Genomic DNA, 16594 nt, shown 5'->3' with positions numbered 1-16594 from the left:
ATTAATATTTATACATACCTATACAGGCAATTTTTTCAGTGGTAAAGACATATACTATAAGAAGATATTAGTTGGAGGTGGTTGCGTGAGGTTAGAGCGAATTAGCGTTAACCAGTTTAAAATTTTTCTAACTTATGATGACTTAAATGACCGTGGTTACTCCAAAGAGGATTTGTGGAACAATCTACCGAAAGCAAATCAGCTTTTTCAAGATATGTTATATGAAGCATCAGAGGAGCTTGAAATGGATTTAGATGGGATGTTAGTCGTTCGAGTTCATATGCTTCAAGCTCAAGGGATGATCATCGTTGTAACACAAAATGAAGGGGAAGCGGATGATGAGTATATCGAGTTAAAAGTGACGATGGATGAGAGTAATGAAATTATGTTTTCCTTTGATTCAATTGAACCTATCATACAAGTAGCTAAAACGTTAAAAAATCAAAAAGTTGATGCATCTGTATATCAGTATGATCAAAGGTATTACATGAAAGTGTATGATCAAGCGTTAATTTCTAAAAAACGTGAAGATTTAATATCCATCATGTCAGAGTTTGGGGCACCAAGTACAGTGACGTCTTATGTGTTAGAAGAATATGGTGTTGAAATTGTAAAAAATAATGCAATAGAAGTAATGAATAAATATTTCAGATGATTTTTGAGGTGAATACATGAAGATTGCAGTATTATATGGTGGGACATCTAAAGAACGAGAAGTTTCATTATCGACAGGAAAAGGAATAGTAAATGCACTAGAGGAGTTAGATCATGATGTATTAGCAATAGACTTTGATCCAAGTCAGCTAAACTCATTAATTGATCAAATTAAAGATGTGGATTTAGTATTTATTGGCTTACATGGTAAGCAAGGTGAAGACGGGACAGTACAGGGACTTTTAGATTTACTAGGCATTCCTTATGTAGGTTCTGGTGTTTTAGCTTCTTCACTTGCAATGGATAAATCAAAAGCAAAACAAGTGTTTGCTATGCATGGTATTCCAGTTGCCAAGAGTGAAACTTATCACTATAAAGAAACAAGAACTCAAGTTATCGAAGAAATTAAAAGCAGTTTTGAAATACCATTTGTTGTTAAACCTAACCAAGAGGGTTCAACTTTAGGTTTAACAGTAATTGAAACATGGGATCAATTAAGTGAAGCAATTCAAGTAGCTTTTACGCATGATTCTGACATAATCGTGGAAACATATGTGCAGGGAAGAGAACTAACAGTTGCTGTTTTAGGAAATAGTGGCGATGAACAAGCGCTACCTGTAATAGAAATTGTTCCGAAAAGTAAATACTATGATTATGAATCAAAGTATGCTGAAGGTGGCAGTGAGCATATAGTACCAGCTAAAATAAACGATGACCTGGCCGAGCAGATATTAAATTACTCTAAAATCGCTCATCAATCGCTAGGTTGTGAAACGTACTCACGTGTCGATTTCATTTTAAATGAAAAGTTAGGACCCATTATTTTAGAAGTGAACACGTTGCCTGGCATGACACCGACTAGCTTATACCCTGATGCTGCCAATGCAGTTGGTTTAAGTTATACAGAAATGATTCAACTGTTTATCGATTTATCCCTAGAGAAATATAACTAATTTTTACGAAGTTTTTAATGATTTTGCCTTTCAATTATATTGCATATTCTTGTTTAAGATGTATACTAATCATTGAGAGACATACTTAACATTGTTTGCATAGATATAGGAGGTAAACGAATGGTAGCCGAAAAGTCAGCAGATTCTCAAAACGAACAACCAAATGACATTCTAATATCTACACAATCTGTAGTTAAAGATGCATTAAATCGATTGGGATATCCTGAAGAAGCTTACGAATTAATGAAAGAACCTGTAAGAATGATTACTGTTAGAATTCCAGTAAGGATGGATGACGGTAATATTAAAGTATTTACTGGTTATCGTGCTCAACACAATGATGCTGTAGGGCCGACAAAAGGTGGTGTGCGTTTCCATCCAGATGTTACTGAGAAGGAAGTAAGAGCACTGTCAATTTGGATGACACTTAAGTCTGGGATTGTTGATTTACCATATGGTGGTGGTAAAGGTGGAATAGTCTGTGATCCACGAGAAATGTCATTTAGAGAGTTAGAAGCATTAAGTAGGGGTTATGTTAGAGCTTTATCTCAAGTGGTAGGGCCGACAAAAGATATCCCTGCACCTGATGTGTTTACTAACTCGCAAATTATGGCGTGGATGATGGATGAATACAGCCGAATTGATGAATTTAATAGCCCTGGCTTTATTACAGGTAAACCCATTGTGTTAGGTGGTTCGCACGGTAGAGAATCTGCAACTGCAAAAGGTGTTACAATTTGTATTGAAGAAGCATGTAAAAAACGTGGAATCGACATTCAAGGTGCACGTGTAATTGTGCAAGGATTCGGTAATGCTGGTAGTTTCTTAGCTAAATTTATGCACGATATGGGCGCTAAAGTAATTGCTATTTCAGATGCTGAAGGGGCGCTACATGACCCTGAAGGTTTAGATATCGATTATTTATTAGACCGTCGTGACAGTTTTGGTACTGTTACTAATTTATTTGATGATACCATCTCAAATGAAGAAATGTTAGAGCTAGATACAGACATTTTAGTTCCAGCCGCAATCGAAAATCAAATTACAAAAGATAATGCACATGAAATTAAAGCTGAAATTGTTGTTGAAGCAGCAAATGGTCCAACAACGTTAGAAGCAACAGAAATTCTTACTGAAAGAGATATTTTAATTGTACCAGACGTACTGGCATCCTCTGGTGGTGTGACAGTATCATACTTTGAATGGGTACAAAACAATCAAGGCTTCTACTGGAAAGAAGAAGAGGTTCAGGAGAAATTACGCGAGGTGTTAGTTAAATCATTTAATAATGTCTACACAACATCTCAAAACCGACAAATTGATATGCGTTTAGCTGCATACATGGTTGGCGTACGTAAGATGACTGAAGCTGCTCGATTTAGAGGTTGGATTTAACATTTAAAAGTTGAATATTATAGTAAAATCTCCTATCATTATTTTTGGTAGGAGATTTATTTATTTTAAATGCTGTAAATTTATTCACAAAAAAAGTTCAACATAATAAAAGATAGTTATGAATGTATTTAAGATCTTATAGGAGTGTCAACAACATGCAAAGCGAGAAAGTAATTATAATCGGCGCAGGCCCATGTGGTTTGTCGACTGGAATTGAGTTAAAACGAAAAGGTTTTGATCCGCTTTTAATTGAAAAAGAAAATGTAGCTAATTCTTTATATTATTATCCGACACATCAAACTTTCTTTAGTTCGGCTGAAAAACTAGAGATTGGTCAAATACCGTTTATTTCAGAAAGGCAAAAACCAGTAAGAAACGAAGCATTAACTTACTACCGAACAGTTGCACAACGTAGTGAATTAAGAATAAATACTTATGAACGAGTAATGAAGGTAGAGAAGCAGGGTGATTCATATACTCTTCAAACGAAAACAAAAAATGACGAAGAGAAGACATATCATGCAAATTATTTAGTGATTGCAACAGGTTATTACGATCATCCAAATAGTTTAAATGTCAAAGGTCAGTCGCTACCTCATGTTTATCATTATTTTAAAGAGGCCCATCCTTACTTTAATCAAAACGTAGTTGTCATAGGTGGGAAAAACTCAGCAGTCGATGCAGCGTTAGAGCTTGAAAAAGCTGGTGCTCATGTAACGGTTCTTTATCGTGGTAGTGACTACTCACCAAGTGTGAAACCGTGGATTTTACCGAACTTTGAGTCGCTAGTAAGACATAGAAAAGTTCAAATGGAATTTGATGCTGAAGTGGATGAAATTACTACAGACGCTGTTCGATACATTGTTAAAGGCGAGACGAAAGAAGTTAAAGCTGATTTTGTTTTTGCGATGATCGGGTACCATCCGAATCAAGAGTTCTTGACTTCAGTCGGAATAATAATTGACAGCGAAACTGGTCGTCCACAGTTTGATGATCAATCGATGGAAACAAATGTTGACCAAATATATATTTCCGGCGTAATTGCAGCAGGTTACAACAACAACGAAATTTTTATTGAAAATGGAAGGCACCACGGAGAAAGAATTGCTAATGATATAGTAAATAAAGAAACTAGGTGAAGATTATGAGTAAAGTCGTACTAATAACAACAGGTGGTACAATAGCGAGCAAGCCAAAACACCCAAGTGGTAAGTTATCATCTGGAGCGATGACAGGTGAAGAGCTCGCCGATTTATGTGAATTACCAGATGAAATCGATATTACGATTGATTCTGCTTTTCAAAAGCCAAGTATACATTTAGATTCAAATGATTGGATTAAGTTAAAACAAATAATCGAGCACCATTTCCAAGACCCTGAAGTTTCAGGTGTTGTTGTTACACACGGTACAGATACCATTGAAGAAACAGCATACTTTTTAGATTTAACTATTAGTGATGAAAGGCCTGTTGTTGTAACAGGATCGCAACGGTCCATTAGTGACTTAGGTAGTGATGTTTATATAAATTTAAGGCATGCCATTTATTGTGCTTGTAGTACTGATCTAAGAAATATTGGAACTGTTGTTGTATTTAATGAACGCATATTTACTGCTAAACATGTTAAAAAAGAACATGCTAGTAACATTCAAGGGTTTAATGCGTTTGGCTTTGGCTATGTAGGTATTATTGATAACGATATCGTTCAAGTATATCAGAAGCCGATAGGCAGAGAAGTTTATCCTTTAGGAAGCTATTTACCTCGTGTTGATATAGTGAAGTGTTACACTGATGGTGATGGAACTGTTATGGATAGCCTTGTCCAAGCTGGAACTAAAGGGGTCATTTTAGAAGGTGTCGGTAGAGGGCAAGTTCCTCCAAAAATGATGCCAGCTATTAAAAGGGCGATTAATCAAGGTGTCATAGTTGTCATTACGACAGCTTCCGAAGAGGGTGCGGTTTATCCAACCTATGATTATGAAGGTAGTGCATATGATTTAACGAACCATGGTGTGTTATTAGGTCATGACTATGATTGTAAAAAGGCGAGGGTAAAGTTAGCAGTTCAACTGTCGACAGACCAGCGTCACTTTCAGTTCAACTAAAAATTGATAAAGGAATTTTTTAGGCTAACAGTTGGTAATTGTTTCTTCTGTTAGCCTTTTTTTATTTTCAAAGAATATTAACGGAAAAGATACAAAAAATAAGCAACAAGATTAGACAGTAATTGAGGAGGATCAACATTGAGAAGGAAACATCAGATTAGCAAAATTATTATGATTTTAACGCTTTGTGTTGGAATAGTAGCATTTTTACCTGAAGAGACATCTGAAGGGTTTAGTGAACAGGTGATCCAAAAAGGAGCTACTGGAGATGATGTTGTTGAACTACAATCAAGGCTGCAGTATATCGGCTTTTATAATGGTCGAATTGATGGAGTTTATGGATGGGAGACTTATTGGGCCGTTCGTAACTTTCAAGAAGAATTCGGTTTAAGAGAAGTTGATGGTTTGGTTGGTGATCATACAAAAGATATGCTTATTCGAGCAACCGAGTACGATGAACAATGGATTAGAGAACAATTAAACCAAGGACGAGATTTCACCCATTATGGTGAACAAGGTAGGCAAGCACCTGATGATTCCGGTACCCAACCACCATCAGGTGAAGGAGCACCAAGCCAACCACCTGCTGAAGAAGGTGCGCCTGAACAAGCACCACAACCAGGGCAAGATGAACAAGCAGATCCAGGTGAACAACAGCCTGAAGGTCAAGAAGGAACTTTCGATGGTGATGTTCCTGAAGTTCCAGAACAAGAAGAAGCGCCAGAAGGTGAACAAGGTGAAGCCGTTAATGTGCCAGGTGGATTTTCGCAAAATGATATTCAACTAATGGCACAGGCTGTTTATGCTGAAGGGCGTGGTGAACCTTATAACGGTCAAGTTGCCATCGCAGGTGTTATTTTAAATAGAATAGAAGATCCTGAATTTCCTGATACGATTTCTGGTATTATATTTGAGCCGTTAGCTTTTGAAGCGGTAGATGATGGTCAAATTTATATGGAACCAAATGAACAAGCGCGTGAAGCGGTGATGGATGCAATTAATGGTTGGGACCCATCAGGTGGTGCAACGTATTATTTCAACCCAGATACTGCAACGTCAGACTGGATTTGGTCAAGGCCACAAATTAAACGAATTGGCAAGCACATATTTATGAACTAGGAGGTAAGAAATATGGGTGCAGTTAGATGGATTATATACGTTGTTCTATTAGTTGGAATGATTGGTGCCCTTGTTTGGGGCTACCAGGAACAACAAGAAAAAAATGCGGTACTAATTAAAGCGGAAAATAATTACCAGCGTGCTTTCCATGACCTTTCGTACCGTGTAGATACTTTGAATGAGAAGATCGATACCGTGTTAGCTATGAATGCTCCAGATAATGTATCACCTCAAATGACCGATATTTGGAAGATCACGTCTGAAGCAAAGGCTGATGTATCACAACTACCTTTAACACTAGTACCATTTAATAAGACTGAACAGTTTTTAAACAACATTGGAGAGTTTGCTTACCGTGTCTCGATTAGAGGATTAGATGATGATCCATTGTCTGACGATGAACTTAATACATTAAGCCAACTCCAAGACCAATCAAATGAAATTAGACGTGATTTAAGAACTATTCAGCATGAAGTCTTGTCAGAAGGGGTTAGGTGGATGGATGTTGAAGTCATGTTAGCTACTAATGAACCGCGAGAAGACTCAATTATAAACGGTTTGCAAACGGTTGAGAGAAATGCAGAAAGCTATGATACTTTTGACGATTCTGTAGGGCTTTCTTCAGCTGAACGTGGTGATAAGGAGATTGAAATTGATGGTGAAGAACAAACTGAAGAAGATATACGGGAAATTATAAGGGATTATTTTGAGTTAGATCAACAAGCTGAGCTAGTCGTAACTGAAACTGGTGAGGGATCAGTTATACCGATGTATAATGCTTCATTCGATACAGAGGATTTACACGGTTATGCTGAGATTACTCGACAAGGTGGACATGTGTTATCTTACCTTTTAAGCCGAGATCTTGATGAAGCAAATGTAAGTTTGCATGATGGAATGAATGAAGCACAACAATTATTAGAAGACCTTGATTTTGATGATGTTAAAATGGTTGAAAGTATACAATATGATAAAGTAGGTGTATATGAGTTTGTTCATGAGCAAGATGATATATTGTATTATCCTGATAGTATTCAAGTAAAAGTGGCATTAGACGAAGGTGACATCATTGGATTAACAGCAAAGGACTATGTGTTTAATGAACAAACTAGAACAGATCGTGAATTTGAAGCGACTTTATCTGAGGAAGAAGCAACTGAACATGTTAATCAAAGTTTAGAGGTAAGGGAACAAAGATTAGCTGTTATAGAAAATGATTTAGGTGAAGAAGTGTTAACATATGAAATCCTCGGCACCATTGATTCAACAACTTATCGCGTATTTATCAATGCTGACGATGGTTTTGAGGAACGAGTAGAACGCTTGAAGCAAAGTGAGGAAGTTTATAGCTAGAGACTAAATAGTAAAAATTAAGAAGGAAAAGGCAACTTAGCCTTTTCCTTTTTATAGTTTTTTGTCATAATAAAGTTAGCTCATACTAAAAGGGGTTAGTGAAATGATAACAGTAGGGATGAAGCTAACACTAGAAACAGTCAAAGGTGACCAAGTTGAAGAGAAGTTACATACAAAAGTTGTTGATTTAAATCGTAAAAAAATATACGCTGATTATCCTTCAAATCAAAGTACTGGAAGAACCTTTTATTTTCTAGAAAATACTAAAATAAGGGTTTCATTCATTAGTGATCATGATGTTGTTTATATGTATTACTCTGAAGTTAAAAGAAAGCGGAAAAAAGGAAAAAGTATTATTGAAATTCCATTTCCAAAAAACGAAGAGTTAATTAAAGTTCAAAGGCGTGAATATGTAAGGATTGAAACAAATTTGGACGTGGCAGTCTATCCGCTGGATGAATCTAAAGAAGAATTGATTACGCATACTTTAGATTTAAGTGGTGGTGGAATAGCTGTAAAAAGCATGAAACAAAACTTCATTCCGAATGAAGAAGTTGACATTATGCTAGTCCTACCATTTGAAGCGAATGATTATGTTTACTTAAATGTCAAAGGACGGACCATTCGTTACTCTCCTCTTAATGAAGGGGAAGGTTATAAACTTTCGATTCAATTTAACTCAATAGAAGACGATAAGCGAGAGACCATTATTAAATATTGCTTTGATCGACAATTAGAAAGACGAAGAAAGCTTAAAGTATAATTAATAGAACAGCTATGCAAGACGATTACTGGAGGAATAATTATGAGAGTAGCAATCGATGGACCAGCTGCTGCGGGGAAGAGTACTGTAGCAAAACAAATAGCAAAGAAACTAGATTATCTTTATATAGATACTGGAGCAATGTATAGAGCATTAACTTTAAAAGCTTTACGAAATAAAGTTAATCTAGAAGATGAGGAAGCTTTAGCACAATTAGCATCACAAATTAAAATTTCTTTTAAACATAAAGAAGATGGGCAAGATGTTCTCATTAATGGTGATGATGTATCAGACGATATTCGTCAAAGCGATGTTACAAACAATGTATCGATCGTTGCTAAACATAAATTAGTTAGAGAGCACATGGTAGCGATGCAAAGAAAGTTGGCAGAGGAAGCTAATGTTGTTGTTGATGGCAGAGACATTGGGACGTATGTTCTTCCAAATGCAGAGGTGAAAATATTTTTAGTAGCCTCAGTTGAAGAACGTGCGATTAGACGTCATAAAGAAAATATTGATCGCGGTATTGAGTCTGACTTAAATCAATTGAAAGAAGAAATAGAAAGACGTGACCAAATCGATTCTCAAAGAGAGATGGCTCCATTAACGAAAGCTGATGATGCAATAGAAATAGACACGACTTCAAAATCAATTGAAGAAGTTAAAGAAAGTATTCTTACAATTATTCAAAATCACTCTAGTTTTAAAGGGGGTTAAGTCATGTTATATAAATTTGCTAAAGCAGTTGTATATACGATCTTTAAATTTTTATTTAGAATTAAAATTATTGGAAAGAAGAATGTACCGAAGGAAGGTCCGGTAATTATTTGTTCAAATCACATATCTAATTATGACCCTCCAGTTGTCGGAATTACTTGTCCAAGAGATATACATTTTATGGCTAAAGAAGAATTGTTTGAGAAGAAGGGAATCGGTTTTCTGTTAAGAAATCTACAAGCTTTTCCAGTAAAGCGAGGGATGCGTGACCGTAATGCCTTACGAAATGGTTTGGGACTGCTTGAAGATGGTGGTACTTTAGGTTTGTTTCCTGAAGGGACTCGTAGTAAAGATGGACAGCTTAAGAAAGGATTAGCAGGTGCTGGTTTTTTTGCTATGCGTTCAAATGCTACCGTAATTCCATGTGCCATTATTGGTACATATGAAAGGTTCAAGCCGTTAAAAGTGATCTATGGACCACCGATCGAATTTGAAACATTGAAAGAAGATAAACCATCAGCACAAGAAGTTACAGATGAAATTATGGAAAATATACAATCATTAATAGATGAAAATAAAAAATGATGTTATGATTATTTTATTATAAGTTACATAGCTATTTTTTCTTTTTGAGGAAGAAGGAGGAAGAATTAAGATGACTGGACAGGATAATTTAAGTGAAAAAGTTTTAAATGTTGGTGATGAAGTAACAGCAACAGTAGTTAAACTAGAGGAAAAACAAGTAGTTGTGAATATAGGAGCAAAATTTGATGGCATTATACCAATCTCTGAGCTATCTCATTTGCATGTTGATCATACGAATGAGGTTTTATCTGAAGGTGATGAGTTCCAAGCAGTTGTTACAAAACTAGAAGATGATGTAATTATTTTATCTAAAAAAGCAAAAGATCATAAAGTCGTTTGGGAACAACTTCTTAAGGTTTACGATGAAGAGGAAGTTCTCGATGCAATTGTAACAGAAGTCGTGGGTGCAGGCTTAATTGTTGATGTTGGTATAAGAGGATTTATTCCTGCATCACATATCGAGACATTCTATGTTGATGATCTAGAAAAGTATAAAGGAAAACAATTATCGGTAAAGATTATTGAAATTAATGAAGAACGTAATAGAGTAATTCTATCACACAAAGCAGTTGCTGAATCTGAGCAAGAGCGTAAAAAAGAACAGCTGTTTAACCAATTAGAAGTAGGAAATGTTGTCGAAGGCGTTGTTCAACGTATCGCATCGTTTGGTGTCTTTGTTGATCTTGGTGGTGTTGATGGATTAGTTCATATTTCACAACTCTCTCATGATCACATTGAAAAAGCAGAAGATGTTGTAGAGGTTGGGCAAACAGTTAAAGTGAAAGTGATTACTGTTGACCGTGACACAGAACGCATTGGCCTATCAATTAAAGATTTACAACCAGGACCATGGGCTGGAGTAGAGAAACAACTTAAATCAGGCAATGTGGTAGAAGGCACTGTTAAGCGACTTGTTAACTTTGGTGCGTTTGTAGAAGTGCTCCCACAAGTAGAAGGACTCGTTCATATTTCGGAGATTTCTAAAGACCATATCGAAACACCTCAAGAAGTGCTTTCTGTTGGTCAGTCAGTCAAAGTGAAAGTACTAGACGTTAGTGAAGAAGAACAAAGAATTTCTCTAAGTATAAAAGAAGTAGAAGAAGAAGAGGAAAATAAAGAGATGCAAAAGTACCAAAAAGAAGATGACGAAAGTGCTTTTCAAATTGGTGACTTAATTGGTGATCAATTAAAAGATTTTAATAAGTAATCTAAAAGGGTGGCTTTAAACGCCACTCTTTTTAATCGTATATTAAATATAGTTGGACACAATAAAAGTGAATAGTGTTTAAAGGATGATAAAGATGAGAAAATCAGTAATAGCCATTGTAGGAAGGCCTAATGTAGGAAAATCAACAATCTTCAACCGGCTAGTTGGGGAAAGAATCTCCATTGTAGAAGATGTACCAGGTGTAACACGTGACCGTATTTATGCTGAAGCAGAGTGGCTAAATAATACATTTAATGTAATTGACACTGGCGGGATTGATTTAAGTGATGAACCGCTAATAGTACAAATAAGAGAACAGGCAGAGATTGCTATTAATGAGGCAGATGTTATTGTCTTTCTTGTAAATGGTCGTGAAGGTATTACAGCGGCGGATGAGGAAGTCGCTAAAATTTTATTCAAATCAAGTAAACCAGTCGTTTTAGCCGTTAACAAAATTGATAATTATGAAATGCAAGATTTATTATATGAGTATTATTCTCTAGGATTGGGTCAACCTTATCCTGTATCAGGTACACACGGTTTAGGCTTAGGTGACGTATTGGATGAAGTAGTTAAGCATTTTCCAACAGATGTCCAACACGATGAAGATGATGAACGTATTTATTTCTCTCTAATTGGACGTCCAAATGTTGGTAAATCGTCACTAGTTAATGCTTTACTCGGTGAAGACCGAGTTATTGTTAGTGATATTGAGGGTACGACGAAGGATGCAATCGATACTGAGTTTAAGCGTGAAGATCGAGACTTCACAATTATCGATACAGCAGGCATGAGGAAACGCGGAAAAGTTTATGAATCAACTGAAAAGTATAGTGTTCTTCGAGCATTGAAAGCAATTGAACGCTCAGATGTCGTTTTAGTCGTAATCGATGCTGATACAGGTATAATAGAACAAGATAAAAGAATTGCTGGTTATGCCCATGAAGCTGGCAAAGCGATCGTTATTGTCGTTAATAAGTGGGATACAGTTGACAGTTCACAAGATGCGATGAAGAAGTTTGAAGAGGATATAAGGAAACAATTTCAATTTTTATCGTATGCTCCAGTCGTGTTCTTATCTGCAGCAACAACAAAGAGAATTCACACATTAATTCCGAAAATTATACAAGCTAGTGAAAATCATTCAAAACGAGTGAAAACAAACTTGCTTAATGAAGTAATCGAAGACTCGTTGGCAATTAATCCGACACCTTCTATAAAAGGACAAAAACTTAAAATTTTATACACGACTCAAGTAGCAGCAAAACCACCAACATTTGTCGTATTTGTTAATGACCCTAGTTTAATGCATTTTACTTACGAAAGATTTTTAGAAAATCGAATTCGTGAAGCATTTGGATTTGATGGAACACCGATTAAAATTTATGCAAGACAAAGATCTTAAAATGAGGTGAAAATATGGGGAAAATAGCTGTATTAGGTTCTGGAAGTTGGGGTACGGCATTATCAATCGTGTTAGCCGATAATGATCATGAAGTTGCTCTATGGTCACACCGTCAAGAACAAGCTGAACAAATAAATAATGATCGTGAAAATAAACAATACTTAGAAGGCATTCAGCTAAATCATTTAATCCATGCCGATACCAGTTTAGAACAAGTTATAAAAGGTGCTGATGCCATTTTGTTTGTAGTACCAACTAAAGCGATTAGACAAGTGTGTCAGCAAGTAAAACCTTATGTAACAAGTGATCAAACCATTATACATGCATCAAAAGGGATTGAACCTGAAACTAATAAACGCATTTCTGAAATGATGGCCGAAGAATTAGGTCCTGAACTAGGTAAAGGAATTGTCGTATTAAGTGGCCCAAGTCATGCTGAGGAAGTTGGAAGAAGACAGCCAACAACTGTTACAGTATCATCTTTACAAATTGATCAAGCGATTATAGCTCAAGATTTATTTATGAACGAGAGCTTCAGAGTGTATACGAATGAAGATCTCGTAGGTGTTGAGATTGGTGGAGCCTTAAAGAATATTATTGCTTTAGGTGCCGGGATCTCTGATGGTTTAGGTTATGGTGATAATGCTAAAGCGGCGTTAATTACGAGAGGTTTAGCAGAAATTGCTCGTTTAGGTAAACATTTAGATGCCAATCCACTTACATTTGCTGGCTTAACAGGTGTCGGTGATTTAATCGTTACATGCACAAGTCAACATAGCCGAAACTGGCGCGCAGGAAATATGTTAGGCAAAGGCTACAAGCTCGATGACGTATTAGATCAAATGGGAATGGTTGTTGAAGGTGTACGTACGACGAAAGCTGCGTATCAAATGTCTAAAAAATTAGAAGTAAATATGCCAATTACAGAAGGCCTCTATGAACTAGTTGTTAATGATAAACCTGCTAAAGACGTTGTCGATGATTTAATGAACCGTAGCAAAGCGGATGAGCTTGAGCAAATTTCTAATGGATAGTCTAATTCATCTGTCTTAAAATAGAACAACTTCTTTTAGAATGCATATATTATTACGAATGCATACTGAAGGAGGATCAACATGAGTCAAGACTTTCAACAGTCAATTTTTGAGCACTTGAATAAGAAAGCCAATATATCGCCTGAAGAAATTGTCCAAGTGGCACAATCCGTACAAAATGCCGATTTCTCAGATGAAAGAACTGTACGTAGGTTAGTTAAACAATTAGCAAGAATGGCAAATAAACCGATGAGTCAACAAAAGGAAGACCAATTAGTAGAGATGATTGTTAAAAAGAGTGATTCAATAGATTACTCAACGTTACAACAGATTTTCAAAAAATAGTTATAATTTGGGCAAGAGGACTTGGCATAACTATGCTAAAATTCATATGATGAAATGTAATAGAATTTTGAGCTACTTTTGAGGAAGTTAGTCATTATAAAAGAGGTGTATGCCCCTACACCTCTTTTAACTATGTTTGGACAAGCATAAGTTTACTATTTCGTGTTATAATTTTATTGGTTTTAAACTGTGTGAAAGGAAGGCATCCCCATGTCAGAACCAATGTTAAGAATGTACATATCATTTGTCGGTATGATTCTACTATTTGTAGCAACAGGTCTAATACTGTTAGCAAGACATAAGTTAACAGGCATTATTAGTGGAGTTGTTGCAGCCATCGCCTATATTTGTATGTTAGTTGGTGGGTTTATAATCTTGTACATCGTGTTTAGCGGGCCTACCCCGCCGTAAAAGGAGGCGAGTACACCATGAAATTAAAAATCATATTTTTATTAGTTTTTACCTTATTATTATCTGGTTGTTTGTACCCAAATGAACGAATGCAAGAGAATCAGGCTACAAACGAAGAACAATTAGCGGCTGTACAACAAGCAGTAGAAGAGTTTAGAGAACGGAACAATGGAATATTACCGATTCATACTAGAGACCAGGACACACCATTATTTATAAAGTATCCAGTAAATTTTAATGCTCTAAAAGAAGAGAATATTTTAGGTGAGACGCCAGGTAACGCCTATGAACAAGGTGGTTATTACTCATATGTAATCGTTGATCCAAGAGAATAACCAACCATACAAGTTTCAGATGTGCGCGTAACGCAAACTTTAAGGTCAATTAATTATGAGATAAACATTTACCGTAATAGTGCAGGTAATCCTCCATATGGTGAGTCGTTAGGAAATGGTTTATTTACGATTAATGAAGATCGCGTCAACCTAAGGGAAGAACCTCATGTGACAAGCCCATATACAGGACAAGAGCTTGACGTCGTCATGACAACTCAAGGTGAAGCTGTTGTAGATTATCGACCTGATGTTTATCAATTGATGGAAAGTGAAGACATCGATCAATATGATGGTGATTTACGGTATTTACTAATCGAGCATTACCCAATAGTCCCTGCATTTTCACCTGAAATGTATTTAGAAGATGGGCAAATTGTTCTAAAAGAAGGCATAGTAACTGAATAAACTTTCATAAGATTAAGTAGAGATTCTATTATTATTTATTAGAATCTCTATTTTTTTATATTTTTAAGTCATATTTGATTAGGACAACGACATAAATTAGTAGTGCCAAATCATAACAAGTGGTCGATAAATGGATCAGGTCGGAGGGATAAAATGGAAAAGTTTAACGTGTTTCATGACATATCGAGACGGACAAACGGGGACATTTATTTAGGAGTAGTTGGAGCAGTAAGAACAGGTAAATCGACGTTCATTAAACGCTTTATGGATCTCGTTGTTTTACCTAACATCGTTGATGAGCAGGAAAGGGAAAGAGCGAAAGATGAACTTCCTCAAAGCGCTGCTGGTCGAACAATTATGACTACTGAGCCAAAGTTCATTCCTAATCAAGCTGTAGAAGTAGCTGTTGAAGAAGGATTAGATGTTCGCGTACGTTTAGTCGATTGTGTCGGGTATACTGTTACAGGTGCTCAAGGTTTTGAAGATGAAAACGGACCTAGAATGATTCATACTCCATGGTACGAAGAAGCTATCCCATTCCATGATGCAGCGGAAATGGGTACACGAAAAGTGATTCAAGAACATTCAACAATTGGAATCGTTGTAACAACTGATGGTTCATTCGGTGACATCCCAAGAAAAGATTATTTAGAAGCTGAAAGGCAAGTTGTTGATGAATTAAAAGAAGTTGGTAAACCATTTATTATGGTATTAAACTCAAGCCAACCACATTCACCGGATGCAAACTTATTAAGAGAAGAACTTGCAGAAGAATACGATATTCCAGTATTGCCGGTGTCAGTTGAAAATCTTCGTGAAGATGACGTTAATAACATTTTGCGTGAAGCTTTATATGAGTTCCCTGTACTTGAAGTTAATGTTAATTTACCAAGTTGGGTAATGTCATTAAAAGAAGATCATTGGTTACGAAGGCAGTTCCAAGAAGCGATTCAAGACACCGTTCAAAACATTAAACGTTTAAGAGATGTTGATCGTGTTGTAGGTGAATTCCATGATTATGAATTCATTACTGAAGCGCGAATGGCTGGAATGGAAATGGGTGAAGGTGTTGCAGAGATTGACTTACACGCATCAGATGAATTATACGATCAAGTGTTAAATGAAATTGTTGGAGAAGAAATTAGAGGCAAAGACCACTTGTTAGAGCTATTACAAGATTATACTGATGCCAAGCGAGAGTACGACCAAGTCTCTGATGCACTATCAATGGTTAAACAAACAGGTTATGGAATTGCTAGTCCTTCATTAGAAGATATGCGACTAGAAGAACCAGAGATTATAAGGCAAGGTTCACGATTTGGAGTAAGGTTAAAAGCGGTAGCACCCTCAATTCATATGATCAAAGTTGATGTAGAATCAGAATTTGCACCAATTATTGGCACTGAAAAGCAAAGCGAAGAGCTTGTGAGATATTTAATGCAAGACTTTGAAGAAGATCCATTATCTATTTGGAAGTCTGATATTTTTGGCCGCTCCTTAAGTTCAATTGTTAGAGAAGGAATCCATGCTAAGTTAACATTAATGCCAGAGCATGCTCGTTATAAGTTAAAAGACACTTTAGAGCGTATTATTAATGAAGGTAGCGGTGGTTTAATCGCTATAATTTTATAAAAATATCGTTAAAGAGCGAGTGACCTAATAAGGCACTCGCTTTTTATTTTGAACTTGAATATGTAAATCATGACATTATATGTAACTGATGATTAGTCAAAAATACCTAAAAACACCTAAAAAACGTTGATTTGGTGCAATTTCGTGTTGAAACTGCTCAAAGCATGTGATAATATG

At 36.1% G+C, this 16594-nt stretch carries 18 protein-coding genes; all 18 read left to right on the top strand.

Annotated elements, in window-relative coordinates; genetic code table 11:
* The first annotated feature begins 85 nt into the window (after window positions 1-85).
* The 18 genes from J2R98_RS03380 to spoIVA all read left to right on the top strand — a co-directional run bounded on the left by J2R98_RS03380 (window position 86) and on the right by spoIVA (window position 16417).
* Complete coding sequence (locus J2R98_RS03380; protein WP_307066120.1) at window positions 86-655, top strand: genetic competence negative regulator; 570 nt, start codon at window positions 86-88, stop codon at window positions 653-655.
* Window positions 656-671: 16 nt separating this feature from the next.
* A complete protein-coding gene (locus J2R98_RS03375; protein WP_307066118.1) occupies window positions 672-1607 on the top strand; it encodes a D-alanine--D-alanine ligase family protein in 936 nt (311 codons plus the stop codon).
* Between the two features lie 120 nt (window positions 1608-1727).
* Window positions 1728-3002 carry a Glu/Leu/Phe/Val family dehydrogenase gene (locus J2R98_RS03370; RefSeq protein ID WP_307066116.1) on the top strand — a complete coding sequence of 425 codons (1275 nt, stop codon included), beginning with the start codon at window positions 1728-1730 and terminating at the stop codon, window positions 3000-3002.
* Between the two features lie 155 nt (window positions 3003-3157).
* Entirely contained in the window at window positions 3158-4141 is a 984-nt protein-coding gene (locus tag J2R98_RS03365; protein WP_307066114.1) for a YpdA family putative bacillithiol disulfide reductase, read from the top strand.
* 5 nt (window positions 4142-4146) lie between these two features.
* Entirely contained in the window at window positions 4147-5106 is a 960-nt protein-coding gene (locus J2R98_RS03360) for an asparaginase (protein WP_307066112.1), read from the top strand.
* A gap of 171 nt (window positions 5107-5277) precedes the next feature.
* On the top strand, window positions 5278-6225 hold the full coding sequence (gene sleB, locus J2R98_RS03355) for a spore cortex-lytic enzyme (protein WP_307066909.1): 948 nt from the start codon (window positions 5278-5280) through the stop codon (window positions 6223-6225).
* A gap of 12 nt (window positions 6226-6237) precedes the next feature.
* Window positions 6238-7578, top strand: a complete 1341-nt coding sequence (gene ypeB / locus J2R98_RS03350; protein WP_307066110.1) for a germination protein YpeB — start codon at window positions 6238-6240, stop codon at window positions 7576-7578.
* A gap of 103 nt (window positions 7579-7681) precedes the next feature.
* The gene (locus tag J2R98_RS03345; protein ID WP_307066109.1) at window positions 7682-8341 is read left to right on the top strand and encodes a flagellar brake protein; all 660 of its coding nucleotides are present in this window, start codon (window positions 7682-7684) and stop codon (window positions 8339-8341) included.
* Between the two features lie 42 nt (window positions 8342-8383).
* On the top strand, window positions 8384-9058 hold the full coding sequence (cmk, locus tag J2R98_RS03340) for a (d)CMP kinase (RefSeq protein ID WP_307066107.1): 675 nt from the start codon (window positions 8384-8386) through the stop codon (window positions 9056-9058).
* Between the two features lie 3 nt (window positions 9059-9061).
* Window positions 9062-9643, top strand: coding sequence for a lysophospholipid acyltransferase family protein (locus J2R98_RS03335; protein ID WP_307066105.1), 582 nt, complete (start codon window positions 9062-9064; stop codon window positions 9641-9643).
* A gap of 70 nt (window positions 9644-9713) precedes the next feature.
* Window positions 9714-10850 carry a 30S ribosomal protein S1 gene (rpsA, locus tag J2R98_RS03330; protein WP_307066103.1) on the top strand — a complete coding sequence of 379 codons (1137 nt, stop codon included), beginning with the start codon at window positions 9714-9716 and terminating at the stop codon, window positions 10848-10850.
* 94 nt (window positions 10851-10944) lie between these two features.
* Window positions 10945-12255, top strand: coding sequence for a ribosome biogenesis GTPase Der (gene der / locus J2R98_RS03325; RefSeq protein WP_307066100.1), 1311 nt, complete (start codon window positions 10945-10947; stop codon window positions 12253-12255).
* A gap of 14 nt (window positions 12256-12269) precedes the next feature.
* Window positions 12270-13289, top strand: a complete 1020-nt coding sequence (locus tag J2R98_RS03320) for an NAD(P)H-dependent glycerol-3-phosphate dehydrogenase (RefSeq protein WP_307066098.1) — start codon at window positions 12270-12272, stop codon at window positions 13287-13289.
* Between the two features lie 81 nt (window positions 13290-13370).
* Window positions 13371-13634 carry a stage VI sporulation protein F gene (locus J2R98_RS03315; RefSeq protein WP_146814867.1) on the top strand — a complete coding sequence of 88 codons (264 nt, stop codon included), beginning with the start codon at window positions 13371-13373 and terminating at the stop codon, window positions 13632-13634.
* Between the two features lie 210 nt (window positions 13635-13844).
* Window positions 13845-14045 (top strand): DUF2768 domain-containing protein, encoded by a 201-nt coding sequence (locus J2R98_RS03310; RefSeq protein WP_307066096.1) that lies wholly within the window; start codon window positions 13845-13847, stop codon window positions 14043-14045.
* A gap of 17 nt (window positions 14046-14062) precedes the next feature.
* The gene (locus J2R98_RS03305; protein WP_307066094.1) at window positions 14063-14380 is read left to right on the top strand and encodes a membrane lipoprotein lipid attachment site-containing protein; all 318 of its coding nucleotides are present in this window, start codon (window positions 14063-14065) and stop codon (window positions 14378-14380) included.
* Window positions 14381-14401: 21 nt separating this feature from the next.
* Window positions 14402-14785, top strand: a complete 384-nt coding sequence (locus tag J2R98_RS03300) for a hypothetical protein (protein WP_307066092.1) — start codon at window positions 14402-14404, stop codon at window positions 14783-14785.
* 153 nt (window positions 14786-14938) lie between these two features.
* Window positions 14939-16417, top strand: a complete 1479-nt coding sequence (gene spoIVA, locus J2R98_RS03295; protein WP_307066090.1) for a stage IV sporulation protein A — start codon at window positions 14939-14941, stop codon at window positions 16415-16417.
* Window positions 16418-16594: the final 177 nt, after the last annotated feature.

Source organism: Alkalibacillus filiformis (assembly GCF_030814115.1).
Lineage (GTDB): Bacteria > Bacillota > Bacilli > Bacillales > Alkalibacillaceae > Alkalibacillus > Alkalibacillus filiformis.
Note: the sequence above shows the minus strand (reverse complement) of the source record. Positions and strands in the feature narration are given on the sequence as shown.

Excerpts from the sequence above, each read along its gene's own strand:
- J2R98_RS03375 (WP_307066118.1), top strand. The coding sequence starts at position 672 with ATGAAGATTGCAGTATTATATGGTGGGACATCTAAAGAACGAGAAGTT.
- J2R98_RS03370 (WP_307066116.1), top strand. The coding sequence starts at position 1,728 with ATGGTAGCCGAAAAGTCAGCAGATTCTCAAAACGAACAACCAAATGAC.
- J2R98_RS03365 (WP_307066114.1), top strand. The coding sequence starts at position 3,158 with ATGCAAAGCGAGAAAGTAATTATAATCGGCGCAGGCCCATGTGGTTTG.
- J2R98_RS03360 (WP_307066112.1), top strand. The coding sequence starts at position 4,147 with ATGAGTAAAGTCGTACTAATAACAACAGGTGGTACAATAGCGAGCAAG.
- sleB (WP_307066909.1), top strand. The coding sequence starts at position 5,278 with ATGATTTTAACGCTTTGTGTTGGAATAGTAGCATTTTTACCTGAAGAG.
- ypeB (WP_307066110.1), top strand. The coding sequence starts at position 6,238 with ATGGGTGCAGTTAGATGGATTATATACGTTGTTCTATTAGTTGGAATG.
- J2R98_RS03345 (WP_307066109.1), top strand. The coding sequence starts at position 7,682 with ATGATAACAGTAGGGATGAAGCTAACACTAGAAACAGTCAAAGGTGAC.
- cmk (WP_307066107.1), top strand. The coding sequence starts at position 8,384 with ATGAGAGTAGCAATCGATGGACCAGCTGCTGCGGGGAAGAGTACTGTA.
- J2R98_RS03335 (WP_307066105.1), top strand. The coding sequence starts at position 9,062 with ATGTTATATAAATTTGCTAAAGCAGTTGTATATACGATCTTTAAATTT.
- rpsA (WP_307066103.1), top strand. The coding sequence starts at position 9,714 with ATGACTGGACAGGATAATTTAAGTGAAAAAGTTTTAAATGTTGGTGAT.
- der (WP_307066100.1), top strand. The coding sequence starts at position 10,945 with ATGAGAAAATCAGTAATAGCCATTGTAGGAAGGCCTAATGTAGGAAAA.
- J2R98_RS03320 (WP_307066098.1), top strand. The coding sequence starts at position 12,270 with ATGGGGAAAATAGCTGTATTAGGTTCTGGAAGTTGGGGTACGGCATTA.
- J2R98_RS03315 (WP_146814867.1), top strand. The coding sequence starts at position 13,371 with ATGAGTCAAGACTTTCAACAGTCAATTTTTGAGCACTTGAATAAGAAA.
- J2R98_RS03310 (WP_307066096.1), top strand. The coding sequence starts at position 13,845 with ATGTCAGAACCAATGTTAAGAATGTACATATCATTTGTCGGTATGATT.
- J2R98_RS03305 (WP_307066094.1), top strand. The coding sequence starts at position 14,063 with ATGAAATTAAAAATCATATTTTTATTAGTTTTTACCTTATTATTATCT.
- spoIVA (WP_307066090.1), top strand. The coding sequence starts at position 14,939 with ATGGAAAAGTTTAACGTGTTTCATGACATATCGAGACGGACAAACGGG.